At 70.0% G+C, this 20,401-nt stretch carries 20 protein-coding genes and 1 pseudogene; 12 read left to right on the top strand and 9 right to left on the bottom strand.

What is annotated here, in order from left to right; genetic code table 11:
• Positions 1-221: pseudogene (locus NQO67_RS42695) on the top strand (hypothetical protein); the annotation flags it as partial.
• A gap of 5 nt (positions 222-226) precedes the next feature.
• Here the strand turns inward: NQO67_RS42695 and NQO67_RS42700 are convergent.
• Positions 227-937, bottom strand: a complete 711-nt coding sequence (locus NQO67_RS42700; protein WP_255956036.1) for a FadR/GntR family transcriptional regulator — start codon at positions 935-937, stop codon at positions 227-229.
• 67 nt (positions 938-1,004) lie between these two features.
• On the opposite strand from NQO67_RS42700, the gene NQO67_RS42705 reads away from it, so the two are divergent.
• The 4 genes from NQO67_RS42705 to NQO67_RS42720 all read left to right on the top strand — a co-directional run bounded on the left by NQO67_RS42705 (position 1,005) and on the right by NQO67_RS42720 (position 3,748).
• Entirely contained in the window at positions 1,005-2,444 is a 1,440-nt protein-coding gene (locus NQO67_RS42705; protein ID WP_374119306.1) for a CynX/NimT family MFS transporter, read from the top strand.
• Positions 2,445-2,515: 71 nt separating this feature from the next.
• Entirely contained in the window at positions 2,516-2,635 is a 120-nt protein-coding gene (locus NQO67_RS42710) for an SGM_5486 family transporter-associated protein (protein WP_255956039.1), read from the top strand.
• A gap of 245 nt (positions 2,636-2,880) precedes the next feature.
• The gene (locus tag NQO67_RS42715) at positions 2,881-3,096 is read left to right on the top strand and encodes a hypothetical protein (RefSeq protein ID WP_255956040.1); all 216 of its coding nucleotides are present in this window, start codon (positions 2,881-2,883) and stop codon (positions 3,094-3,096) included.
• 130 nt (positions 3,097-3,226) lie between these two features.
• Positions 3,227-3,748 carry a SixA phosphatase family protein gene (locus tag NQO67_RS42720; RefSeq protein WP_255956041.1) on the top strand — a complete coding sequence of 174 codons (522 nt, stop codon included), beginning with the start codon at positions 3,227-3,229 and terminating at the stop codon, positions 3,746-3,748.
• A 289-nt stretch (positions 3,749-4,037) separates the two neighbouring features.
• Here NQO67_RS42720 and serB read toward each other — a convergent pair whose 3' ends face one another.
• Complete coding sequence (gene serB / locus NQO67_RS42725; RefSeq protein ID WP_255956043.1) at positions 4,038-5,264, bottom strand: phosphoserine phosphatase SerB; 1,227 nt, start codon at positions 5,262-5,264, stop codon at positions 4,038-4,040.
• A 314-nt stretch (positions 5,265-5,578) separates the two neighbouring features.
• On the opposite strand from serB, the gene NQO67_RS42730 reads away from it, so the two are divergent.
• A complete protein-coding gene (locus NQO67_RS42730) occupies positions 5,579-8,209 on the top strand; it encodes an ABC transporter ATP-binding protein/permease (protein ID WP_255956044.1) in 2,631 nt (876 codons plus the stop codon).
• A 258-nt stretch (positions 8,210-8,467) separates the two neighbouring features.
• On the opposite strand, the gene NQO67_RS42735 is transcribed toward NQO67_RS42730, so the two are convergent.
• From NQO67_RS42735 to NQO67_RS42745, 3 genes are all read right to left on the bottom strand, one after another.
• Entirely contained in the window at positions 8,468-9,253 is a 786-nt protein-coding gene (locus NQO67_RS42735; protein ID WP_255956045.1) for a transglycosylase SLT domain-containing protein, read from the bottom strand.
• A 332-nt stretch (positions 9,254-9,585) separates the two neighbouring features.
• Entirely contained in the window at positions 9,586-10,653 is a 1,068-nt protein-coding gene (locus tag NQO67_RS42740) for an S-adenosylmethionine:tRNA ribosyltransferase-isomerase (protein ID WP_255956046.1), read from the bottom strand.
• Positions 10,653-11,390, bottom strand: a complete 738-nt coding sequence (locus tag NQO67_RS42745) for an SDR family NAD(P)-dependent oxidoreductase (RefSeq protein WP_255956048.1) — start codon at positions 11,388-11,390, stop codon at positions 10,653-10,655. Before NQO67_RS42745 ends, NQO67_RS42740 begins: the two co-directional genes overlap by 1 nt.
• Positions 11,391-11,669: 279 nt before the next feature.
• Here NQO67_RS42745 and NQO67_RS42750 point away from each other — a divergent pair, with 279 nt between their 5' ends.
• Complete coding sequence (locus NQO67_RS42750; protein WP_255956049.1) at positions 11,670-12,815, top strand: GAF domain-containing sensor histidine kinase; 1,146 nt, start codon at positions 11,670-11,672, stop codon at positions 12,813-12,815.
• Between the two features lie 76 nt (positions 12,816-12,891).
• Positions 12,892-13,521, top strand: coding sequence for a response regulator (locus NQO67_RS42755; protein ID WP_255956058.1), 630 nt, complete (start codon positions 12,892-12,894; stop codon positions 13,519-13,521).
• 119 nt (positions 13,522-13,640) lie between these two features.
• Here NQO67_RS42755 and NQO67_RS42760 read toward each other — a convergent pair whose 3' ends face one another.
• Positions 13,641-14,429 (bottom strand): Rv1486c family protein, encoded by a 789-nt coding sequence (locus NQO67_RS42760; RefSeq protein ID WP_255956050.1) that lies wholly within the window; start codon positions 14,427-14,429, stop codon positions 13,641-13,643.
• A 135-nt stretch (positions 14,430-14,564) separates the two neighbouring features.
• Between NQO67_RS42760 and NQO67_RS42765 the strand changes: the two genes are divergently transcribed.
• The 3 genes from NQO67_RS42765 to NQO67_RS42775 all read left to right on the top strand — a co-directional run bounded on the left by NQO67_RS42765 (position 14,565) and on the right by NQO67_RS42775 (position 17,126).
• Positions 14,565-15,356 (top strand): ABC transporter ATP-binding protein, encoded by a 792-nt coding sequence (locus tag NQO67_RS42765; protein ID WP_255956051.1) that lies wholly within the window; start codon positions 14,565-14,567, stop codon positions 15,354-15,356.
• 44 nt (positions 15,357-15,400) lie between these two features.
• Positions 15,401-15,829, top strand: a complete 429-nt coding sequence (locus NQO67_RS42770; protein WP_255956052.1) for an NfeD family protein — start codon at positions 15,401-15,403, stop codon at positions 15,827-15,829.
• A gap of 361 nt (positions 15,830-16,190) precedes the next feature.
• Complete coding sequence (locus tag NQO67_RS42775; protein ID WP_255956053.1) at positions 16,191-17,126, top strand: SPFH domain-containing protein; 936 nt, start codon at positions 16,191-16,193, stop codon at positions 17,124-17,126.
• Between the two features lie 31 nt (positions 17,127-17,157).
• On the opposite strand, the gene NQO67_RS42780 is transcribed toward NQO67_RS42775, so the two are convergent.
• The 3 genes from NQO67_RS42780 to NQO67_RS42790 form a co-directional block, all read right to left on the bottom strand.
• Entirely contained in the window at positions 17,158-17,667 is a 510-nt protein-coding gene (locus NQO67_RS42780) for an HNH endonuclease (protein WP_255956054.1), read from the bottom strand.
• 309 nt (positions 17,668-17,976) lie between these two features.
• The gene (locus NQO67_RS42785; RefSeq protein ID WP_255956055.1) at positions 17,977-18,516 is read right to left on the bottom strand and encodes a YbhB/YbcL family Raf kinase inhibitor-like protein; all 540 of its coding nucleotides are present in this window, start codon (positions 18,514-18,516) and stop codon (positions 17,977-17,979) included.
• Positions 18,517-18,563: 47 nt separating this feature from the next.
• The gene (locus NQO67_RS42790; protein ID WP_255956056.1) at positions 18,564-19,349 is read right to left on the bottom strand and encodes a sporulation protein; all 786 of its coding nucleotides are present in this window, start codon (positions 19,347-19,349) and stop codon (positions 18,564-18,566) included.
• 154 nt (positions 19,350-19,503) lie between these two features.
• Between NQO67_RS42790 and NQO67_RS42795 the strand changes: the two genes are divergently transcribed.
• Entirely contained in the window at positions 19,504-20,145 is a 642-nt protein-coding gene (locus NQO67_RS42795; protein WP_255956057.1) for a DNA-3-methyladenine glycosylase, read from the top strand.
• Positions 20,146-20,401 lie beyond the last annotated feature (256 nt).

Consider the following 20,401-nt stretch of genomic DNA (forward strand, 5'->3'; position numbering starts at 1 on the left):
CCGCCGACTGCCGAACCCACCCCAGGGTTCCCGGGGTGGGGGCGTCCTCCCACACCCCCTACCGGGCGCCCGCCGGGGTCCGGCTGCACATCGAGTGCGCCCGCGGGTGGGACATCGACAGCGACGGCCACCCGGAGGAGGCGGGACCCGCCATGACGGTGCGGCTCACCGGGCGGTGCTGGAAGGAGATCGGGTCGGTGTGGGTCAGCCACCAGCCCTGACCGCGTCAGTCCCCGGAGCCGACCGCGTCAGCGGCCGGCCCGTTCCACCTGCCCGGGCGGCACTGCAACGGGTAGCGGGCGGCCTCGACGGCGGCCGCGCCGGCGTCACCGGCCCGGATCGCGTCCACCAGCCGGCCGTGCTCCATGTACGTCTCCGCAGCCATCACCTCGCCGACGTCCTCGCGCAGCCAGTCGCGCAGTACCTCGCCGAGGTCCGCGTACAGCGCGGTCAGCACGTCGTTGTGCGAGGCGGCCACCACCGCCAGGTGGAACGTCGCGTCCGCCGTCACGAAGGCCTCCGTGTCACCGGACTCCCAGGCCTCGTCCCGGCGTAGCAGCAGCGTCTCCAGCTGCTTCAGCTCGCGCTCGGTACGGCGCCGGGCCGCCAACTCGGCTGCGCTCGACTCCAGCGTGGCCCGCAGCTCGGCGACGTGCCCCGGGTCGGCGGCGGCGAACCTGCGCTGCATCACGCCCGCCAGTTCGCTGGTGGCGACGACATAGGTGCCGGAGCCCTGGCGGATGTCCAGGAGGCCGTTGTGCGCCAGGGCGCGCACCGCCTCACGGACTGTGTTTCGTGCCACCCCCAGCTGTTCGACCAGCTCCGGCTCGGTGGGGATACGGGAGCCGACCGGCCACTCGCCCGAGGTGATCTGGGCCCGTAGCTCGGCGATGACCTGCTCGGAGAGCGCGGAGCGGCGCTGGTGGCTCAACGGCATGACGGCACGGTCCTTCGCAGACGATCCCTGTCCAGGAGAATCATCCCATGATTCTATGATGGCCTCTATGGCTTCCGAGGGAACACACGGGACTCGCGCGATGGCACCGACCCCGATACGCACCGGCCCGGCAGCGCGTCAGCCCCGGCCGCGCACCTGGCTGACCCGGACCCTGGTCGTCGGCATCGTCCTCGCGGCGGTCAATCTGCGGCCCGCCATCACCAGCCTCGGAGCGCTCCTGGAAGAGGTGCGCGACGGGCTCGGCATGAGCGGCAGCGTCGCGGGACTGCTCACATCAGTGCCGCCGCTCTGCTTCGCGGTCTTCGGCGTCAGCGCGCCGCGGCTGGCCCGCCGCTTCGGGCCCGGCGCCGTGGTGTGCGCGGGCATGGTGGCCATCACCCTCGGCCTGGCCCTGCGCCCGTTCGCGGGCAGCACCCCGGTCTTCCTCGCCGCCAGCGCGCTGGCGCTGATGGGTATCGCCGTCGGCAACGTCCTGATGCCGGTGATCGTCAAGCGCTGGTTCCCCCAGCAGGTCGGCACGATGACCGGCCTCTACTCCATGGGCCTGGCCGCCGGCACCGCTGCCGCGGCCGCCGTGGCCGTCCCCCTGACCGACGCCCTGGGCGGCGGCTGGCGTCTCGGACTGGGCGTGTGGGCCCTGCTCGCCGCGCTCGCCGTGATCCCCTGGGTACCCCTGGCACGGCACCGGGAGCCGGACGCCGCGGCGGTGGCCACCGGCCATGGGGGCGCCGGTGAACCCCGTGTTGCGGCCGACCCGGGGGATGCGGGCGACGCTGCCCCCGCACCTCAGGGATCGGCGACTCGCCAGGGAACCGGATCCGACGTGCCCACCCCCGAGGGGCTCGTCCCTGAAGGAGCCGCCGCCGCGCAGGCCGGCCGGCTGCGGATCAGCCGGAGCCCGACCGCCTGGGCGCTCGCCGTCTTCTTCGGGCTCCAGGCCTCGGGCGCCTACATCACGATGGGTTGGATGCCGCAGGTCTTCAGGGACGCGGGCGTCTCGGCGGACACGGCGGGCCTGCTGCTCGCCGTGATCATGGTGATGGGTGTGCCGCTGGCCTTCGTCATCCCCAGGGTCGCGGTGCGCCTGCCTCACCAGGGGCCCATCGTGGTGGCGCTCGGCGTGTGCGGGCTCGCCGGGTACGCGGGGCTCTACCTGGCGCCGGCCAGCGGTGCGTTCGCCTGGGCGGTGCTGCTCGGCATCTCGAACTGCGCGTTCCCCCTGGCCCTCACGATGGTCGGCATGCGGGCCCGCACGGGAGCGGGCGTCGCCCAGCTCTCCGGCTTCGCCCAGAGCTGCGGCTACCTGATCTCCATCCCGGGACCGCTGCTCGTGGGCGTGCTCTACCAGAGCAGTGGCGGCTGGGCGCTGCCGATCGCCCTGATGGCCGGGCTGATGGTGCCGCAGATCCTGGTCGGCGTGCTGGCCGGCCGGAACCGCACCATCGAGTCGGAGTGCGCGCCCCTCGAGGCCGTCAAGAGCGCCTGAACGCCCTCCCGCACCGCCCCCGTCAGGGACCCTGTCGGGGGCGTGGCCAGGCGTGGTGCGAAACTGGCCGCATGGCTCCTGTACTCGACCCGAACCCCCAGAACGGCCAGAAGAAGCTCCTGATGGTCCTGGGCGCCATGCTCGCCATCACCGTGATCATCGGGATCATCGCCTCCATCGCCTCACCCTGACGTCGACGTGAGCGCCTCGGCCGGGCAGCGCGCGCCGGGTCGGGGGGAGCGCGCGGGCGCGGCAGGCCGGGGCGCCGCCGGAGCGGTCCCGAACGCCGATGGTGGGGCTGGCCCCACCATCCCCTAGGGGGCCAGGCTCAGGGTCAAGTGGGTGGATCACCGGATGTGCCGGCAGGCCTGCGGCCCGTAGCTTCGGAGTGTGACCGCGACAGCGGCACTCGTCCCGCGCAGACCACGGAGGCGTCATGTCGGCCCGCATGCACACCCGGCCCCGCCCGGCAGACCGGGGCGCCGTAGAGAATCCGCTGCCCTGGTGGGCCGTGGCGCTGCCAGCGCTCGCCTTCGTCGCCCTGTTGCTGCTGATACTGAATCCGGTGCACGCCGACGCCGAGAGCAGCGCCCCCGCGTTGGACCACGTCCTGCGGAGCCTGCAACACACGGTGCTGCACCAGACGCCCTGAGCCGCGCCGATCACCCGGCGGGACCTCGTGTGCCGTGCCGCGCCCCTCGCTCAGGTGCGCACGGGCCACCATCAGAATGCCCCGCCAACTCCCAGCGCTTCGTGGCGCGTTTCATGCGAAGCTGGGACTCATGAGCGTCGCAGAACCCCGCAGGATTGTCCTTTTCCGGCATGCGAAGGCCGACTGGCCCCAGGTATCCGATCATGAGCGGCCGCTCGCCGAGCGGGGCCGCCAGGACGCCCCCCTCGCCGGCCGCCGGCTGGCCGGCCTCGGCGTCCCGTTCGACCTGGCCCTCTGCTCCACCGCGACCCGTACGCGCGAAACATGGAAGCTCGCCGTCCATGAGCTCCCGCACCGCCCCAAGACGGTCTACGAGGAGCGGATCTACGAAGCATCACCCGGAGAGCTGATCGCCGTCCTCAACGAAACCCCGGACGATATCCACAACCTCATCCTGATCGGGCACAACCCCGGAGTGCAGGCCCTCGCCGAGATCCTGGCCGGCCACTCCGAGGACGACGCACGCGCGCGGATGAACGGCCGAGGCTTCCCCACCTCCGCGTTCGCGGTGCTCACCTACACCGGCGCCTGGAAGTCACTGGAGCCCGGTACGGCCACCCTCGTCGACTACTGGGCGCCCCGTTCCTCGTAACGGTCCCGTCCGTTTCAGGCCACCGCACGCACCGCCGTGCCCCGTCGTCACACCGCAAGCACCACAGAGGCCCCGCACGCGCCCGACCTGGCCCGGCACGCCATCCGGGCCAGTACGTGTGGGGGCCACGGACACGGTCGTAGGCGGCATGGCACCCACCCGGGGTGCGTGCGGGGCCTAGGGGCGGCACGCCGGCCCGGCACCACGCGTACGGGCGCCGCGCCGTGCGTGCGGTACCGCGACGGGGCCGCCGAGGGCCCCTCGCCCCCAAGGGGATCGCCTGACGGTCTCAGCCCTCGTCGGTGTCCGCCACCTCGACCTCTTCGCGGGTGATGCCCAGCAGATACAGCACGGTGTCCAGGAAGGGCACGTTCACCGCGGTGTACGCGGCCTGTCGTACCACCGGCTTGGCGTTGAAGGCGACGCCGAGGCCGGCGGCGTTCAGCATGTCGAGGTCATTGGCCCCGTCACCGATCGCGACGGTCTGCGACAACGGCACGCCCGCCTGGTCCGCGAACCGGCGCAGCAGCCGGGCCTTGCCCGCCCGGTCCACGATCTCGCCGACCACGCGCCCGGTGAGCTTGCCGTCCTGCACCTCGAGCGTGTTGGCCTGGGCGAAGTCAAGCCCGAGCCGCTCCTGGAGATCATCCGTGACCTGCGTGAAGCCGCCCGAGACCACACCCACTTGATACCCGAGCCGCTTGAGCGTACGGATCAACGTGCGCGCGCCCGGCGTCAGCCGCACCTCGCTGCGCACCTTGTCCACCACCGACTCGTCGAGCCCGGCCAGCAGGGCCACACGCGCATGCAGCGACTGCTCGAAGTCCAGCTCCCCGCGCATCGCCGCCGCCGTCACCTCGGCGACCTTGTCCTCGCAGCCGGCGTGGGCGGCGAAGAGCTCTATGACCTCGTCCTGGATGAGGGTGGAGTCGACATCCATGACGATCAGGCGCTGCGCCCTGCGTTGCAGCCCGGCGGCGACGACCGCCACGTCCACGCCCAGCGCGGCGGCCTCCGTGGCGAGCGCCGTCCGCAAGGTCTCGGTCTCCGTACCGGACACGGCGAACTCGACGGCGGTCACGGGGTACTTGGCCAGCCTGAAGATCCGGTCGATGTTGCCGCCGCTCTCGGTGATCCGGGCGGTGATCTGCGAGGTCGACCGTGCGGTGAGGGGATGGCCGAGGACGGTGACATGGGACCGGCCGACACCGCGCGGACGGTTGTCGCCGATGCCCGAGATGATCTCGGTCTCCAGCTTCATGGACTCCGCCCAGCCGTGGACGGTCGCCCTGAGGTCGCCCTCCTTGCCGGCGGCGGGCTCCGTGATCAGTGCACACAGCACTATCCGGCCGCGGGTGACCACCTGCTCGATGTCGACCACATGGACGGAGTAGGCGGCGAGGGTGTCGAAGAGGCCCGCGGTGATTCCGGGCCGGTCCTTGCCGAAGACCTTGACGAGCAGCGTGGGGACATCGGCCGTGGTGCCGGGGGGATGAGGGGGCTGCGAAGCGTTCATGGTGTATCCACGGTATCGGGCGCGTGCAGGTGGACGCCTCGTGAGTCCGCGTACCGGACACCCCTCGGGCCCCGGGAGCCCCGCTTCACCGGGGGATCATCGGCGCCCGGCGGGTCTGCCGCGGGGCGCCTGAGGTGCCCCCATGGGGAGGAAATCCCCGTTAGCGGACGACACTGGCGAAACACCCGTACGCAGTCTTCACAAGGCCCGACTTTCGGTCAGGGCACTGAGCCTGAAATAGTTCCTCACGATGTTCGACATCCCTAGACTCCCCACGTTGGGGGTAACTCGGGGGACAATTAGTGGGGCGCGGAGTGCCGGAACTCGTACTGGAACTGAACGGAAAGACCTGGACGCTCGACCCGTCCAGGACGTACGCCATCGGGCGCGATCCGCAAGGTGACATCGTGCTCGATGATGCCCGGGTGTCGTGGCGGCATGCCACGGTCAGTTGGGGCGGGCATGGCTGGATCCTTGAGGATCACGGCAGCACCAACGGCACTTATGTGCAGGGGCAGCGGATCAGCCAGCTGGATATCGCTCCCGGCCTCATCGTGCACCTGGGCAATGCCACCGACGGCCCGCGGCTGACCGCACAGGGCGCCGCGGCGGCCATGGCCGCCCCGCAGCAGGCGTCCGCCCAGCACGCTGCCCCGCAGGCACCGCCTCAGCAGCCGTACCCGGGCCAGCAGCCCTACCCGGGGCAGCCGGCACAGCAGGCGGCACCCGCCGGCTGGGCCCAGCAGCAGGCCGCCCCGCAGGCGCCGTACCAGCAGACGCCGCAGCAGCAGCCGATCCCGCAGCAGGCCGCGCAGCAGGGCTGGCAGCAGCCGCCGGCCGGCGGCCAGGCCCAGCAGCCGCCTGCGGCGGGCGGCCCGGGCGGGCAGGGCGCGCAGGGAGGACAGGGCGGCGCCCGGCCGGTCTACGGCGATCGCAGCCCCACGACCTTCCACCAGCTGTCGCTCGGCCGCGTGATGCGCATCGGTCGTGCCCTGGAGAACGAGCTGGTCGTCTCCGACCTCCAGGTCTCCCGCAACCACGCCGAATTCCACGCCACGCCCGACGGCCGCTTCGAGATCCGCGACCTCGGCTCGCACAACGGCACCTATGTCAACGGTATGCCGATCCCGAAGTCCGGATCGGCGTTCATCGGCCCCAACGACATCGTCGGCGTCGGCCACTCGACCTTCCGGCTGGTCGGCGACCGGCTCGAAGAGTTCGTCGACACCGGTGAGGTCTCGTTCTCGGCCCGTCACCTCACGGTGACGGTCGACGGGGGCAAGCAGATCCTCCGGGACGTCTCCTTCGGAGTGCCGGAGAAGTCCCTGGTCGCGGTCATCGGCCCGTCCGGCTCCGGAAAGTCCACGCTGCTCAAGGCACTCACCGGCTACCGCCCGGCCGACCAGGGTGATGTCCTCTACGACAACCGAAACCTGTACAAGCAGTTCGCCGAGCTGCGCCAGCGCATCGGTCTGGTCCCGCAGGACGACATCCTGCACAAGGAGCTCACGGTCCGTACCGCCCTGAAGTTCGCGGCCAAGCTGCGCTTCCCCGCGGACACCACCGAGCAGGAGCGTGCCGCCCGTATCGACGAGGTGCTGCGTGAGCTGAAGCTGGACATCCACAAGGAAAAGAAGATCACTTCGCTCTCCGGTGGCCAGCGCAAGCGCGTCTCGGTGGCCCTGGAGCTGCTCACCAAGCCGTCGCTGATCTTCCTGGACGAGCCGACCTCCGGTCTGGACCCGGGCATGGACCGCGACGTCATGCAGCTGCTGCGCGGCCTCGCCGACGACGGCCGAACGGTCCTCGTGGTCACCCACTCGGTGGCCGAGCTCGCCATCTGCGACAAGCTCCTCGTGATGGCGCCGGGTGGCTCGGTGGCGTACTTCGGGCCGCCCGAGGAGGCACTGAACTTCTTCGGCTACCAGACCTGGGCCGATGTCTTCTCCGCCTTCGAGGAGTACCGCGAGTACGACTGGGCGGGCCGCTGGAGGGGCTCGCAGCACTACCAGATGTACGCCGCCGACATCGACGCCGTCGCCGTCCAGCCCGTGCAGCAGATGCCGCCGCCACAGGCGGTCAAGCCGCCCAAGACACAACCTTGGGGTGCACAGCTGGCGACGCTGATCCGCCGGTATCTGTCGGTGATCGCCTCCGACAAGGGATTCATCGGCCTGATGGTGATCCTGCCGGCCGTCCTCGGCGTGGTGAGCGTTGTCATCCCGACCGACTACGGCCTGAAACCACCCCCGCCAGGCCACTTCAACAGCAACGCCGGCACGATCATGCTGATCCTCTCCGTGGGCATGTGTTTCGCGGGCGCCGCGAACTCCGTCCGTGAGCTGATCAAGGAGCGGGTCATCTACGAGCGCGAACGCGCGACGGGCCTGTCACGCTCCGCGTACCTCATGTCCAAGGTGATCGTCCTGGGCGTCACCACCGCCCTACAGGGTGTCATCATCTGCGCCATCGGCTTCTCCAACCGCGAGCTGCCGGACGAGGGCATCGTGATCACGAGCCTGCCCGCCGTGGAGCTGTGCCTGGTGATCATTGCTCTGGGCTTCACCTCGATGATGGTGGGTCTGGTGATCTCCGCGCTGGTGAAGACCGCCGAGAAGACGATGCCGCTGCTGGTGATGTTCGCCATCGTGCAGGTGGTGTTCACCGGTGTGCTCTTCCAGATCTTCGGTTCTATCGGCGTCGAGCAGATCGCCTGGCTGATGCCGTCGCGCTGGGCCATCTCCGCCTCGGCCGCCACCCTGCACCTGCAAACCGTCATGCCGCCCTGGGACGCCAAGAACCCCACCGACGTGGACCCGCTCTGGGATGCCACCGCGAGCCAGTGGTTCACGAACATCGGCATCCTGATCGCCATCGGTGTGATCTGCGGGTTCGCCGTCGCGCGCCTGCTGCGCCGGCATGAACCGGAGGTCATGCGCAAGTAGCGGACCGCAAGCGGCGGACCGCAACTGGCGGACGCCGCCGCCACACGCCTACGCCCGGGCCGCCTCGCACGGGGTGATCACATGCCGTGTGCGAGGCGGCCCGGGCGTATGGGCGTGTGTCCGCCGGTAGGGCCACAGAACCGCCAAGCGGGCATCCCTGGAGTGGGATGCCCGCCTGGCAGCCTGTTGCTGAGACTCAGAGGTCCTGGAGGAGCCTCAGTAACGAGTCTTCACGAGGACAGCGCGTTGCCGTGCGCCTCAGTAGGCGCTGTTCACGTTGTCCATCGAGCCGTACCGGTCAGCGGCGTAGTTCGCCGCAGCGGTGATGTTGGCGACCGGGTCGTAGATGTTCCACGACGTGCCGGACACGTGGTAGGCCTTGAAGGTCGGCGGGATGACCTGGAGCAGGCCCTTCGACGGGATGCCGTTCTGGGCGTTGATGTCCCAGTTGTTGATCGCCGACGGGTTACCGCTCGACTCACGGATGATGTTGCGGTACAGCCCGTTGTAGCTACCCGGGATGTCGTGCTTCTTCATGATGGCGAGCGAGTGGCGGATCCAGCCGTCCAGGTTGTTGGCGTAGACCGGCTTGGTCGCCTTCGACTTGCCCGACTTGGCGTCGTCCTTCTTCGCCGCGGCCTGGCTCGCCTCAGCGGCCTTGGCCTTCTGGTCGGCGGCCGCGTGCTGCGAGGTGACGCTCGAGTGGACGCCCTGGACCTGCTGGCTGCTGACCGTGTAGGAGGCCGGCGCCGCGTTGGACGCATCGTCGCCGTGCGCGTCGTGCGGCACCAGCGACGCGGCGATGGCAGCAGCGCCCAGGGTGGCGACACCGGCAACCGCGATCTTGTGGGTCCGCGTCAGCGCAATGCCACCGCCCCGGCCGTCGCCGGCCTCGCGTTTGAGACCGTCGTACTTGTCCGTGAGGGTGCGCTTGAGGGTGTCGCGCTTCTGCGTGATCTCACGCTTGAGCGCCTCGCGGTCGGTGAAGATGTTCTTGTTGATGCTCTTGCTGATGTTCTTGAAATCGAAAGAACGCTTCGTCATCAGAGTAGGACCTCTTGTGATGGGGGAAGCCGCTCGCCGTCTCCAAAGGAGTCGGATGCTTTCGGCGCAAACGCCGCAGCGAAAAGCCACGGCGTCGAGCAACGGAGCCCATTCTTAGCGGCCGCTAAAAACTGAGGCAAAGCTGTGACGTACGAATTGAGATAGTGGACGAACCCCTGGTCAGCCCCCATGTTCTGGGGTATTGGCCCTGCTCGAAGAGCATTTCCATTCCACTAAGGAGCTTCGTAAGTGATCTGGGCCCTATGCGCGCCCTCACATGAAGGGGACATAAAGGTCACTCGCAGTTGCTGGCGCAATGCATTCGGTTAGCGTTAATCGGCGCCTGTCGCTTCCGGTTCCGGCAGCATCAAATGAATATCCCCGAACTCGTGCCAGAGATAGCGGCGCTCCAGCGCCTGGGCATAACTGCTCCGCACCGCCGCATGGCCCGCGACAGCCTCCAGCATGAGCAGATGGGACGCCTCAGGCTCGTGCAGACCGGTCAGCAGGCCCTGCACCACACGGACACCCCGCTGCGGCGTCACCACGAGGTCCGTCCACCCCGCAGCGGCCCGCACAACCCCGTCGGGCCCCGCAGCGGACTCCACGGCCCGCACCGCCGTCGTACCGACCGCAATGACCCGGCCGTCTCCGGCCACGGCCGCATTGATCAACCGGGCCGACGCCTCCGGCACCTCGAAGCGCTCCGGATACGGCGGCTCGTGCGCCTCTGCGGACGCCACCCCGGTATGCAGGCGTACAGGAGCGAACTGCACCCCCCGGCTCACCAGCTGCGCCACCATGTGCGCCGTGAACGGCCGGCCCGCGCTAGGCATCTCCGCGCTGCCCGCCCCGTCGTCCGACGGCACCGCGAAAACCGTCTGGTAAGCGGACAACGGCTGATCACGGTCCGTGTACGCGTAGCGAATGGGCCGCCCGCGCCGGGCCAGCAGCCCCTGGACGCCGCCCCCCGACGGCCGCGCCCACCACAGCCGCTGCCCCGCCCCGTCGAGCGGTTCCTCGAGGACCAGCCGCACGCCGTCCGGAAGACAGAGGACCGCGCCCGCGGGCCCGCCCGCACGCGCGCGCGAGGAGCCCGCCCCGTCCGGCTCCCGCAGCTCCACCGCCCACCGGCCGTCGTCACCGCACGTCGAGAAGTGCACCACCACGCGCGCCTGCCCGAGCAGACCGTCCACGGCGGCCGCCAACGTGGGTGAGGTGTTCACGATCAGCAGGTCCCCAGCGCGCAGCAGCTGCGGAAGCTCCGCAAAGCGGTGATGGCGCACCCGGGTCCCGCACGACACCATCAGCCGCACAGCCCCCCGGTCGAGCCCGGCACCCCGCTGCTCCACGGGCAACCGGGCGGCCAACTCCTCGGGAACCCGCGGGATGACCGGCATCACCGCTCCCGCCCGCTGACCGTGGCTTCCTCCGTGACCGTCGCCGCCATCAGGTCAGCCGCCGTGTACCGGCCGCTGGCGGGACGCGCGTCCAGCAGCCGCAGGAAGGCCGGCACCACGCTCTCCGGCGCTGGTCGCAGCCCCTCCTCCGGATCTGCCGGTACCGCCGCCCGGTACAGATCCGTCCGCAGGTCCCCGGGGTCCACCGCCCACACCCGCAGCGCCGGCTCCTCCACGGCGAGCACGGCCGACAACTGGTCGAGCGCCGCCTTCGACGCGCCGTATCCGCCCCAGGTCCCATAGGCCTCGACGGCCGCGTCCGAACTGATGTCGATCACCGCGCCCGCGGGTGCGCACCGCAGCGGCACCAACGCCTCCCGGATCAGCCCGAGCGGCGCCACCACATTCGTCTCCAAGGCCTCACGCAGCCCCTCGGGCGTCAGCTCGGCCAACCTGACCAGCGGCTCGGCACCGAGCGCGCTCGCGTTGTTCACCAGCAGATCGAGCCCGCCCAGGTCATGCGCGGCGGCCACCAGGGCCGCACGGTGCGCTGGATCCGTGACGTCCCCCACCAGCGCGGTGACACGCGTGCCGGACGCCCTGAGCGCCTCGGCCGCCTCCGCCAGCAGCCGAGGCGTCCTGGCATCCAGCACCACGTCCCAGCCACGCCCGGCCAGGGCCGCAGCCAGCGCCCGCCCCAGCCCCTTCGAAGCACCCGTGATGATCGCAACCGGCATGGTCGTCCCCTCGTCGCGTCCGGTACGTCCTGGTCATGGCCGCCTCGCGGACACCGTCCGTGGCCGACCGGCTGCCACCGTAGGAACCGCACCGCACCCGCCGCGTCGTGCGTGAGCCCCAACACCCCGGGGCCCTTCGCCCTACACCGCCCGCCCTGAGCCGCCCGCCCTGCGCCCTGCGCCGCGCGCACCAGGCCCCGAGCCCTACGTCCCGGGGCGTAGGCGGGCGCCATCACAGGTCCGATACGGACTGTCACCGCCCGCGGGTACGGTGAAGACATGAGTGATGGCCCGGGCTCCGGCCTGTACGCGGTGAGTTCCGCGCTGCTGGCCATGAGCCGGCACCTCGAAGTGCGCGACGTCCTCAAGACGATCGTCGCCTCGGCGCGCGAGCTGCTCGACGCCGAGTACGCCGCGCTCGGCGTGCCGGACGACCACGGCGGCTTCGCACAGTTCGTCGTGGACGGCGTCAGCGACGCGCAGTGGAAGGCGATCGGCCCGCTGCCGCGCCAGCACGGCATCCTCGCCGCGATGCTGCACGACGCCAGGCCCGAGCGCCTCGCCGACGTCCGCAAGGACCCGCGGTTCGAGGGCTGGCCCACCGCGCACCCCGACATGTCCGACTTCCTGGGGCTGCCCATCCGTGACGGCGACGAGGTCATCGGGGCCCTGTTCCTGGCGAACAAGCAGTGCCCCAAGCCGGACGGCGGCTGCGGCTTCACGGAGCGGGACGAGGAGCTGCTGTCGATCCTCGCCCAGCACGCCGCGATCGCCCTCACCAACGCCAGGCTCTACGAACGCAGCCGCGAGCTCACCATCGCCGAGGAGCGCTCCCGCCTCGCCCACGAGCTGCATGACGCGGTCAGCCAGAAGCTCTTCTCGCTACGGCTCACCGCCCAGGCAGCCACCGCCTTCATGGACCGTGACCCGATTCGCGCCAAGGGCGAGCTCCAGCAGGTCGCCCGACTGGCGGCGGAGGCCGCGGACGAGCTGCGCGCTGCCGTCATCGAGCTGCGCCCCGCAGCCCTGGACGAGGACGGCCTGGTGGCCACGCTCCGCACCCAGGTACAGGTACTCGACCGTGCCCACTCCGCCTGCGTCACCTTCTCCAGCCACGGCGTGCGTGCCCTGCCGGCCGCCCAGGAGGAGGCGATGCTGCGGGTCGCCCAGGAGGCCCTGCACAATGCGCTGCGGCACTCCGGAGCCACCCGGGTCGACGTCGACCTGGCACGCCACGGCCAGGGCGCCGTCCTGCGTGTCACGGACGACGGCAGCGGTTTCGACCCGCGCGCCGTCCGCCGTGCCGGACGCCACCTGGGCCTGGTCTCCATGCGCGACCGCGCCAGCGGCGTCGGCGGCCGCCTCACCGTCGAATCGGCGCCCGGCAAGGGCACCACGATCAAGATGGAGGTCCCCGGTGGCTGACGACACAGGGGCAGCGCACGCCGCACCCCAGGGGGGTGCACCGCAGGGCGCCGCGCGACCCGCGCAGGGTGGGCCCATCCGCGTCCTCCTGGTGGACGACCACCAGGTGGTCCGCCGCGGCCTGCGGACCTTCCTCGAGGTGCAGGACGACATCGAGGTCGTGGGCGAGGCCTCCGACGGCTCCGAAGGCGTGGCCCGCGCCGAGGAGCTGGCGCCCGACGTCGTCCTGATGGACGTCAAGATGCCCGGCATGGACGGCGTCGAGGCGCTGCGCAAGCTCCGCGAGCTGTCCAACCCCGCGCGCGTCCTCATCGTGACCAGCTTCACAGAGCAGCGCACGGTCGTCCCCGCGCTGCGCGCCGGCGCCGCGGGGTACGTCTACAAGGACGTCGACCCGGATGCGCTCGCCGGCGCCATCCGCTCCGTGCACGCCGGACACGTCCTGCTCCAGCCCGAGGTGGCCGGCGCCCTCCTCTCCCAGGAGGAGTCGGGCGGCGGCCAGGGCAGGACCGGGTCGCTGACGGAACGCGAGCGTGAGGTGCTCGGACTCATCGCCGACGGCCGCTCGAACCGCGAGATCGCCCGTGCCCTCGTCCTCTCCGAGAAGACCGTCAAGACCCACGTCTCGAACATCCTCATGAAGCTGGACCTGGCCGACCGCACCCAAGCGGCGCTCTGGGCGGTACGCCACGGCATGACGACCTGAGGCACACGGCACCGGGGCACGGCACCGACACACCGCACCGGGGCACGTATGAGGGGCGCCCGACCGCGCCGTCATGAGCCGACCGGGCGGGCTCACCGCCTCGCCGCACCCCGGCGGGCTCACCGCACCCCGCGCTCCCGTTCCTCCACGTACGCGTTGTACGCGGCCACCTGCGCCCGCCGGGCCGTGCGTTCCACCGGCCGCAGCGCCTGCGCCCGCGCCGACATCTCGGAGGCGCTCACCGCTCCGCCGTGCCCGCTCTCGTAGGCCAGCGACACCAGCAGCACCACCCGCTGCGCCAGCTCCAACACCCGCACCGCCCGCGGCGGATAGCCCGGAGCCAGCGCCTCGCCGGTCCGTTCGGCCCGAGCACGGTACGCGTCGATCGCCGCCTCGGCGGCCGGCCCCGAGGCGGCCACGTCCAGCCGCGACAGGACCTCCGTGGCATCCCTGAGAGCCTCGGCCAGCTCCCGCTCGGCCTCCCCGAGCGAGGGCACGTCCGCCGGTGGAGCCTCCCGCACCGGCAGACACTCCCAGAGCACCTCCACATGCACATCGCCCGCAGGCCCCGCCTCGAACACCTCCGGCACCAGACCGAGCGCGGCGCCTTGGCAGATCACCGCCTCCTCCGCCTCCAGGGCCCGTGCGTTGAAGGCGGGCGGCCCACTCAACCCCAGCGGATGCCCCGGGGCCGGCAACGCCACCCGCAGACCGGTCACCCCCAGCGCACGCAGCCGGCCCAGTGCGAGGGTGAGCCCGACGGGCGCCGCCTCACCGGGCAGCCCGGCCACCCGGTGCACCGTGTCCTCACCGACCACGGCATCCGCCGCGTCATCCGGTGAGATCAATCCGGCCAAGAGGGCGTTTCCCCAAGCGGCCAACCGTCCAGAGCGTGGTTCCGAAAGCATGGGTACCACCCTAGGGACCGGCCGATGGGACGGTCCGCAGGAGTGGTGGCGTAGGTTTTGCCTGGGGGCTGCGTCCAAAGGCGCACGACAGCCGAGATGGCACAGGCCGATACTGCAATGGGAGACAACGCGCTCATGAGCGATGTACTGGAGCTGGCGGACGTATCCGTGCTCCGCGAGGGCCGGGCTCTGGTGGACCAGGTCTCCTGGTCGGTCAAGGAAGGCGAGCGCTGGGTGATCCTCGGCCCGAACGGCGCGGGCAAGACCACCCTCCTGAACGTCGCCTCCAGCTACCTCTTCCCCAGCAAGGGCACCGTCGCCATCCTCGGCGAGCAGCTCGGCAAGGTCGACGTCTTCGAACTCCGCCCCCGTATCGGCGTCGCCGGGATCGCCATCGCCGAGAAGCTGCCCCGGCGTCAGACGGTCCTGCAGACCGTCCTCACCGCTGCCTACGGCATGACCGCCGGATGGCACGAAAGCTACGACGCCATCGACGAGCAGCGCGCCCGCGCCTTCCTCGACCGTCTCGGTATGAACGACTACCTGGACCGCAGGTTCGGCACCCTCTCCGAAGGCGAGCGCAAGCGCACCTTGATCGCCCGCGCCCTGATGTCCGACCCGGAGCTGCTGCTGCTGGACGAGCCGGCCGCCGGACTCGACCTGGGTGGCCGGGAAGACCTGGTGCGCCGACTCGGCAGGCTCGCCAGCGACCCCGCGGCACCTTCCATGATCATGGTCACCCACCACGTCGAGGAGATCGCCCCGGGCTTCACCCACGTCCTCATGATCCGGCAGGGCAAGGTCCTCGCCGCCGGACCACTGGAGATCGAGCTCACCTCACGCAACCTCTCGCGCTGCTTCGGACTCCCCCTGGTCGTCGAGCAGTCCGGCGACCGCTGGACCGCCCGGGGCCTGCCCATGGCCTGACGCGCGGTCTGTCCGGGACGCAACTGCGGTCCTACCATGAACGGGTGGACATCGACGCATGGGTGTGGTGGCTGATCGGCGCCGTCGCGCTCGGAATCCCGCTCGTGGTGACTGCGATGCCCGAATTCGGCATGTTCGCCGTGGGTGCCGTTGTCGCCGCCGTCGTGGCCGCGCTCGGAGGCGGAATCGTCCTCCAAGTCGTTGCCTTCGTCATCGTGTCGATCGCGCTCGTCGCGGTCGTACGCCCCATCGCGAACAGACACCGCCTGCAACGCCCCGAACTCGCCACCGGCGTGGACGCCCTGAAGGGCAAGCACGCCATCGTCCTGGAACGCGTCGACGGCTCCGGCGGCCGGATCAAACTCGCCGGTGAGGTCTGGTCCGCTCGCTCCCTCGACGAGGCCCAGAGCTACGACGTGGGACAAGAGGTCGACGTGGTGGACATCGAGGGCGCCACAGCGATCGTCCTATGAGCAGCCGCCGCCCGCCGCCCGCCGCAGCCGAGCAGCCGGCGTCCTCCGCACCCGGGGAGACCCCGCCGATGCCTCGGCGTGAACGCCTGTGCCGCGCGCCGCGCGAGCACGGCGAGCGCGGGCGCCCGAAGCACGCGGCAAACGCCTCGTACTCCCTCGCGAACCCCTCGTCCGCCAGGCCACCACCACATGCTCAGGCCCCGCACGCCCCACACCGCCTGCACGGAACCGGCGGGGAACAAGGCGGAGTTGCCGGAAGTGGCCCGCCGCACGCGGGCGTCTGAGAGACTCGACAGCAAGATCTACAACAACTTCAGATCTTCCGGAAACGCCGAGGCATGAAGGGTACGGGGAAGCCACCATGGCACCGATCGTCATCGTCCTGATCATTCTGGTGGTGCTGGTCTTCATCGCCCTGATCAAGACGATCCAGGTCATCCCGCAGGCCAGCGCTGCCATCGTCGAGCGCTTCGGACGCTACACCCGCACGCTCAACGCCGGCCTCAACATCGTCGTCCCCTTCATCGACTCCATCCGCAACCGCATCGACCTGCGCGAACAGGTCGTGCCGTTCCCCCCGCAGCCGGTGATCACGCAGGACAACCTCGTCGTCAACATCGACACAGTCATCTACTACCAGGTGACCGACGCACGAGCCGCCACGTACGAGGTCGCCAGCTACATCCAGGCCATCGAGCAGCTCACCGTCACCACCCTGCGCAACATCATCGGTGGCATGGACCTGGAGCGCACCCTCACCTCCCGCGAGGAGATCAACGCCGCCCTGCGTGGCGTCCTCGACGAGGCCACCGGCAAGTGGGGCATCCGCGTCAACCGCGTCGAGCTGAAGGCGATCGAGCCGCCGACCTCCATCCAGGACTCGATGGAGAAGCAGATGCGCGCCGACCGTGACAAGCGCGCCGCCATCCTCCAGGCCGAAGGTGTCCGGCAGTCCGAGATCCTGCGCGCCGAGGGTGAGAAGCAGTCCGCGATCCTGCGCGCCGAAGGTGAGGCGAGGGCCGCGGCCCTGCGCGCCGAAGGTGAGGCCCAGGCCATCCGCACCGTCTTCGAGTCCATCCACGCCGGTGACCCGGACCAGAAGCTGCTCTCCTACCAGTACCTCCAGATGCTGCCGAAGATCGCCGAAGGCGACGCCAACAAACTCTGGATCGTGCCCAGCGAGATCGGCGACGCCCTCAAGGGCCTCTCCGGTGCCATCGGCAACTTCGGCCCGGCCGGCAGCGGCACCCACGGTGCCAACGGCAAGCAGCTGCGCGAGCAGCCCCCCATCGACTGACGACGAGGGGCTGGCCGCACCACCGAACGCCTTACGCGGCCGCCCGCACCGACAGCCACTCCGGCAGCGTCTCCCGACCGTCCCGGCTCAGCGCCAGCAGCATCGCGTCCGCCGGAGTCGGCTCGAACGGTTGCCGCAGCAGCGCCATCCCCGCCTGCTCCGGCGTACGGTTCGCCTTGCGGTGGTTGTCCTCGGCGCAGGACGCCACCGTGTTCAGCCAGGAGTCCGCACCACCGGCCGACTTCGGCACCACGTGGTCCACCGTGGTCGCCCGGCGCCCGCAGTAGGCGCACCTGTGCTGGTCACGCACCAGCACACCGTGCCGTGACCATGGCGCCCGTCTTCGGAACGGCACTCGGACATACCTGCACAGCCTGATCACCCGTGGCACCGGAAGCTCGACGGCGGCCGCACGGACACGGAGCGCCGGGTGGGCCTGCTCCACGACCGCCTTGTCCTGGAGGACCAGCACAACGGCCCGATTCATGGTCACCGTCGACAGCGGCTCGAAGCTTGCGTTCAGCACCAGCGTGTTCCGCACCTTGCCCACCTCCCGTATGCGCCGACCCACCCCTCGGCAGGCTGGGATCAACTCTGGCCGGGCACGTCGGGATGGACAACGCAATAAAAATGCCCACCTGCGACCAGGGCCAAGGTCGAAGGCGGGCGAACATCGGGTGAAAGGTGCACTACGGACGGGACAACCAGATGGCGTACACGGCGTGGGGACGGGTCCCCGGAAGAGCTGGATGAACTCCACACTCCCGGGGATCCGTCCTTCCCAGGGCCGTCACCACCCCGGGCGAGCGTCACCGCTCGCCCTGCGTGACGCGAGGTGGCCCGGGCGGCGTCATGCTTCGGCGGGCGCCTCGTACTCACCGATCAGCTGGGCACGTGCCAACGTGTGGAAGCGCAGATTGAACCCGACCACGGCCGGCGATGCGTCCGAGTCGGGGCCCAGCTTCTCCTGGTCCACCGCGTACACGGTGAACACATACCGGTGGGGGCCATCCCCGGGCGGCGGTGCGGCGCCGCCGAAGTCCTTGGTGCCGTAGTCGTTCCGCACCTGGACGGCGCCGCTCGGCAGTCCCTCGAACGTCCCGCTTCCCGCACCCGCCGGCAGCTCCGTGACCGATGCCGGAATGTCGAAGACGGACCAGTGCCAGAACCCGCTGCCGGTCGGGGCGTCGGGGTCGTAGCACGTGACGGCGAAGCTCTTGGTCTCCGGCGGAAAACCCTCCCACCGCAGCTGCGGTGAGGTGTTGCCGCCCGCGTAGACCTGCGCGTCCTTCAGCACCGCCCCCGCTTCGACGTCCTCGCTCACCACGGTGAACGACGGCACCGGAGGGTGGAAATCATGGGGAAGCGGCCGCCTCTTGGGCTCGGTCACTTACGACACCTCCTGATCGGTGACAACTGTGGCACCGAGCCTAGGACCTAGAACCAGCTCCGACGGCTACCGACCTCGGAGAGCCACTGATTCAGATAAGCCGCCCAGTCCGTCGACTGGTAGTCGTGCAGGCCCACCTGGAAGGCGCGATAGGAGTCGCTGCCCTCGCTGAACAGCCCCGGCTTCTTGTCCATCTCCAGGACGACGTCCATCTCCCGGTCGTCGGACACGAAGCTCAGCTCGACCTGGTTGAGACCGCGGTACTGCTGCGGCGGGTAGAACTCGATCTCCTGGTAGAACGGCAGCTGCTGGCGCGTCCCACGGATGTGCCCGCGCTCCAGGTCCGCGCTCTTGAAGTGGAACCCGAGCCGCCCGAACGCGTCCAGGATGGCCTGCTGCGCGGGCAGCGGGTGCACCGTGATCGGGTCGAGGTCACCGGAGTCCACCGCGTTCGCGATCGCCAGCTCGGTCGTCACTCCGATGTGCATGCCGCGCAGCTCATGGCCGGCGAAGTTGGTGATCGGCGTCTCCCAGGGGATCTCCAAGCTGAACGGCACCGTGTGCACCGCCTCGGCCTGCAACGAGAACGCTCCGCCCAGCCGCACCTTCGTGAACTCGATGTTCTGCTTGTACTCCTGGTCGTCGTGCCCCTCGACCTCCACCCGGGCCTGGAGGCCGACCGACAACCCCTGGATCGACTGGTCGACCGAGCCGCCCTGGATGCGCACCTCGCCCTGGACGACACCTCCAGGTACGACGTTCATGTCGGCCAGCACCGTCTCGACCGAAGCCCCACCGGCCCCCAGACTCGCAAGCAGCCTCTTGAACCCCATGTCACTCCTCCCCAGGCTCTGCCTGTGGTCTGCGTACGTACTCTTCACTTGTGAACGCGATCCGCCCGCGTCCGGTTGCGCGCCTCATCCTGGCAGTCGGGGGAAGCTGTCCGCCGCGCAATCACACATCCCCCGTGTACTACGCTCGGACCCCATGATCGCGGCCACTGACCGTACGCCTCTCGCGCGGGAGTTCTTCGACCGCCCCGTGCTTGACGTGGCACGGGATCTCCTGGGGCGCTCGCTGGTGCGCAACACCCCGGACGGTCCGATCGAAGTCCGCCTCACGGAGGTCGAGGCCTACGACGGCGAGCGCGATCCCGGATCCCACGCCTACCGCGGGCGCACCCCGCGCAACGACGTGATGTTCGGTCCCCCCGGGCACGCGTACGTCTACTTCACCTATGGCATGTGGCACTGCATGAACGTGGTGTGCGGCCCCGAGGGCAAGGCAAGCGGAGTCCTGATCCGCGCAGGAGCGATCACAGAAGGCGCAGACCTCGCCCGAAAGCGACGGCTTTCGGCCCGAAACGACAAGGAACTGGCCAAAGGCCCCGCTCGCCTGGCAACCGCCCTGGACATCGACCGGAACCTCAACGGGACCGACCTCTGCGCCTCCTCGCAAGCTCCACTCAGTCTGCTCAAGGGCGCTCCCTGCCGTCCCGACCAGGTACTCAGCGGCCCGCGCACCGGGGTCGCAGGCGAAGGTGGAGTCCACCCCTGGCGTTTCTGGGTCGACGGGGACCCGACGGTGAGCCCCTACCGCCCGCACACGCCGCGCAAGCGTCGAACTTGACTCGGGTACGACAGATCCGTAACGTAGTCCGAGCCGCTTGAACCGGGTACGGCTTCGAGCCAGCAGCCGGAAGCGGCAAAACCACCACTCACGACTCACCCTCTGCGGGTCCTTATTTCGCATGTCGAAATTCAGGATCGCAGGGTCTTGACGGCCACTTTTGTGAAACGCCAAGCGGGTCGGTTATGGTGACAAATGTCGAGGGGCCATAAGGCCCGTTAAAGACACCCGCTCCGGCCGGGAAAATCAGATCCGA

The organism is Streptomyces odontomachi (assembly GCF_024435355.1).
GTDB classification, from domain to species: Bacteria; Actinomycetota; Actinomycetes; order Streptomycetales; family Streptomycetaceae; genus Streptomyces; species Streptomyces odontomachi.

Bases quoted from the DNA above. Each gene is read 5' to 3' on its own strand.
- NQO67_RS42700 (WP_255956036.1), bottom strand. From the start codon at position 937: ATGCCGTTGAGCCACCAGCGCCGCTCCGCGCTCTCCGAGCAGGTCATC.
- NQO67_RS42705 (WP_374119306.1), top strand. From the start codon at position 1,005: ATGGCTTCCGAGGGAACACACGGGACTCGCGCGATGGCACCGACCCCG.
- NQO67_RS42710 (WP_255956039.1), top strand. From the start codon at position 2,516: ATGGCTCCTGTACTCGACCCGAACCCCCAGAACGGCCAGAAGAAGCTC.
- NQO67_RS42715 (WP_255956040.1), top strand. From the start codon at position 2,881: ATGTCGGCCCGCATGCACACCCGGCCCCGCCCGGCAGACCGGGGCGCC.
- NQO67_RS42720 (WP_255956041.1), top strand. From the start codon at position 3,227: ATGAGCGTCGCAGAACCCCGCAGGATTGTCCTTTTCCGGCATGCGAAG.
- serB (WP_255956043.1), bottom strand. From the start codon at position 5,264: ATGAACGCTTCGCAGCCCCCTCATCCCCCCGGCACCACGGCCGATGTC.
- NQO67_RS42735 (WP_255956045.1), bottom strand. From the start codon at position 9,253: ATGACGAAGCGTTCTTTCGATTTCAAGAACATCAGCAAGAGCATCAAC.
- NQO67_RS42740 (WP_255956046.1), bottom strand. From the start codon at position 10,653: ATGCCGGTCATCCCGCGGGTTCCCGAGGAGTTGGCCGCCCGGTTGCCC.
- NQO67_RS42745 (WP_255956048.1), bottom strand. From the start codon at position 11,390: ATGCCGGTTGCGATCATCACGGGTGCTTCGAAGGGGCTGGGGCGGGCG.
- NQO67_RS42750 (WP_255956049.1), top strand. From the start codon at position 11,670: ATGAGTGATGGCCCGGGCTCCGGCCTGTACGCGGTGAGTTCCGCGCTG.
- NQO67_RS42760 (WP_255956050.1), bottom strand. From the start codon at position 14,429: ATGCTTTCGGAACCACGCTCTGGACGGTTGGCCGCTTGGGGAAACGCC.
- NQO67_RS42765 (WP_255956051.1), top strand. From the start codon at position 14,565: ATGAGCGATGTACTGGAGCTGGCGGACGTATCCGTGCTCCGCGAGGGC.
- NQO67_RS42775 (WP_255956053.1), top strand. From the start codon at position 16,191: ATGGCACCGATCGTCATCGTCCTGATCATTCTGGTGGTGCTGGTCTTC.
- NQO67_RS42790 (WP_255956056.1), bottom strand. From the start codon at position 19,349: ATGGGGTTCAAGAGGCTGCTTGCGAGTCTGGGGGCCGGTGGGGCTTCG.
- NQO67_RS42795 (WP_255956057.1), top strand. From the start codon at position 19,504: ATGATCGCGGCCACTGACCGTACGCCTCTCGCGCGGGAGTTCTTCGAC.